General features: G+C 59.3%; 3 protein-coding genes. 2 read left to right on the top strand and 1 reads right to left on the bottom strand.

Annotated elements, in window-relative coordinates; all coding sequences use genetic code 11:
* The coding region (locus Q1X90_RS03755) for an NAD(P)-binding domain-containing protein (protein ID WP_300766680.1) at positions 1-203 on the bottom strand (203 nt) is incomplete at its 3' end.
* 266 nt (positions 204-469) lie between these two features.
* On the opposite strand from Q1X90_RS03755, the gene Q1X90_RS03750 reads away from it, so the two are divergent.
* Both Q1X90_RS03750 and Q1X90_RS03745 read left to right on the top strand, forming a co-directional pair.
* Positions 470-1,045, top strand: coding sequence for a PadR family transcriptional regulator (locus Q1X90_RS03750; RefSeq protein ID WP_300766678.1), 576 nt, complete (start codon positions 470-472; stop codon positions 1,043-1,045).
* Between the two features lie 137 nt (positions 1,046-1,182).
* Positions 1,183-2,442: an aminotransferase class I/II-fold pyridoxal phosphate-dependent enzyme gene (locus Q1X90_RS03745; protein ID WP_300766676.1), complete on the top strand. Its 1,260-nt coding sequence runs from the start codon at positions 1,183-1,185 to the stop codon at positions 2,440-2,442.
* The last annotated feature ends 103 nt before the right edge of the window (positions 2,443-2,545 follow it).

The following is a 2,545-nucleotide window of genomic DNA, read 5'->3' as shown; positions in this document are numbered from 1 at the left end:
TCCGCGTAGGCGGGATAGTGGAGTGCAAGGACCACGATGTCGCCGGTGATGGTGTCCCCATACGTGGTTGCGGTTGCTCCGCTGACAGCTGATGCCTTCTGCTCGTCGCGATCGATGACCTGGACGGAGGAGCCTGACTTCACCGCGATGGCGGCGACTGCGGATCCGATGTTTCCTGCTCCGATGACGGTGATATTCGACATGGTGTTTCTCCTTTGCAGCGGTTCGTTGATGAGCCGCAATCGTTGTGTCCAAAGGCCTTGGAGACCCTGTGGCGTTTTCTGCGCGTTCCTCGTGGGATTGCCGGCCTCCGGTGTGTCCTGGCCGCGTCCCGGCGTGGTCGGTGGAACAATTCCGCCTTCCCCGCCTCGACATATATCTTTTCGAGGTATTGCGTGATGACCTCAAATATACATCTATTCGCTATACCTCGAAACGCGGCGTGTCGTTTCGGGGTATACTCGTCATTATGAGCCTAATAGAGACGATGATTCTGGGATTCCTGTCCGAGAAGCCCATGTGCGGCTACGAGCTTCGCAAGAAGATGGAGCAGCTGCAGGGGTACGCCCGGACGTTCAGTGACGGCGCGGTCTATCCTGCCACGAAGAGGATGGTGGAGTCGGGGTTGATCGCCCAGCGCGACGAGGTCCGTGACGGACGGCAGCGCCGTGAGTTCTCGCTCCTTGACGCTGGCCGGAGCCGCCTGGTCGAGACGCTGCGCGATGCGCATGGATTCAACATCACCGACTCCAATCGGTGGTCCGTGATCCTCACCTTCCTTTCCATCGTCCCCGATCCCGATGATCGTGATGCCGTGCTGCGCAGACGGTACGACTATCTCAACGAGACGTCCATCCACTTCTTCTACTGCGATTCAGGTCGCGCTCTGGAGACTCGGGAGATAGACGATCCCTATAGACGGGGCATCATCGCGCTGCATGATCAGCAGGTCGTCGCGGAGATCCGATGGCTGGAGTCCATGCTTGGCTCGGGCGTGTCGTCCCAGGGCGGGAAGAAGGAATCGAAGGACGTCGGCGACTGCTGAGCCGCAGGGGAGAGCGGCTTGAGAACCATCTATAACTAACGCGTATGCCTCCGAAGTTGCCGTGGGGGCACGAGGGCATCTAACTTCGTGTCTGTCGACGGCCAGCAGGGCCGGGCAATGGTCACGGGAGGCACGGCATGACGCGATTCGCCACGCAGCTGGTTCATGGAACACCGGTGGGGGACAACAACACGGGAGCGGTGAATCCGCCCATCTACAACTCCTCGACGTACGCGTTCCAATCGGTTGATGATGCGCCTCGCTGGGATTACGCCAGAAGCGGGAACCCTACACGCGACTTTCTGGAAAGGCAGATCGCCCAGCTGGAGCATGGAACGCGCGGTTTCGCCTTCTCCTCCGGTCTGGCGGCCATTCACGCCGTGCTCTCGATTTTTACCCCTGGGGATCGCGTGGTTGTGGGGTCCAACGTCTATGGCGGAACCTATTCGCTGTTCAACGAGCATTTCTCTCGGTGGGGATTGACATCGGAGCCGGTGGACACGGGTGACTATGAGGCTGTGGAGCGTGCCATCGCCGGCACTCCCGAGGATGGCACGTCCCAGGGTGCCGTCGTGCGGCCGGCGAAGGCCGTGTACTTCGAAACGCTCACCAACCCTTTGCTTGAGGTCAATGACGTGGCGGCGATTGCGGCGATCGCCCATCGTTACGGGGCTCTGGTCATCGTCGACAACACGTTCGTCACGCCCTATCTGCAGCAGCCCTTGGATCTTGGCGCGGACATCGTCATCCATTCGGCTACCAAATATCTTGCAGGGCATTCGGACGTCATCGCGGGCTTGGCCGTTGTGGGCGACGACGATCTGGGCAAACGCGTGTATTTCGCGCAGAATCGTCTGGGCGGAGTGCTTGCTCCGGCGGAGTGCGACAGCGTCCGGCGCGGAATCCAGACCCTCGGTCTGCGTATCGAACGCCAGCAGAGCAATGCGGTTGCCATCGCCAACTGGTTGCTTACGAATCCTCTTGTTGCGGCCGTCCACTACCCGGGGGTCGCGGGCGGTGGACGGCCGGGGGATACCGAGAAGGGGCTCAAGGGCTTCGGCGGTGTGCTCAGTTTCGAAGTCGTCAAGGGCGTGGATCCGGCACAGATTCTCAACAATCTGCATGTCTTCCGTCTCGCCGTGAGCCTGGGGGCGGTCGAAAGCCTTGCGGAGCTTCCGTGTCGGATGACGCATTTCGAGCTTCCACGCGAGGAGCGGTTGAAGGTTGGTGTCACTGATGAGTTGATTCGTCTGGCGATCGGCATCGAGGATGTGCGTGATCTGATTGAGGATCTGGAGCAGGCGTTCGCCATTGCGGCAAAGGCCGCAGACCCGGAGTATGCGACTGCATTCGTGCAATCCGCGCGATTCGCGGATGCCGTCGGGACGAGAGTCTGAGCACGTATCCGCAATCAGACGATTGTCAATAATTACGTTTCTATTATCCAGTATTTTTTGAATTTTTATCGATATTTATAGGAAGGGTATTTATCATGACTTT

The sequence above is a fragment of the uncultured Bifidobacterium sp. genome (assembly GCF_949292005.1).
Lineage (GTDB): Bacteria > Actinomycetota > Actinomycetes > Actinomycetales > Bifidobacteriaceae > Bifidobacterium.
Note: the sequence above shows the minus strand (reverse complement) of the source record. Positions and strands in the feature narration are given on the sequence as shown.

Bases quoted from the DNA above. Each gene is read 5' to 3' on its own strand.
- Q1X90_RS03750 (WP_300766678.1), top strand. From the start codon at position 470: ATGAGCCTAATAGAGACGATGATTCTGGGATTCCTGTCCGAGAAGCCC.
- Q1X90_RS03745 (WP_300766676.1), top strand. From the start codon at position 1,183: ATGACGCGATTCGCCACGCAGCTGGTTCATGGAACACCGGTGGGGGAC.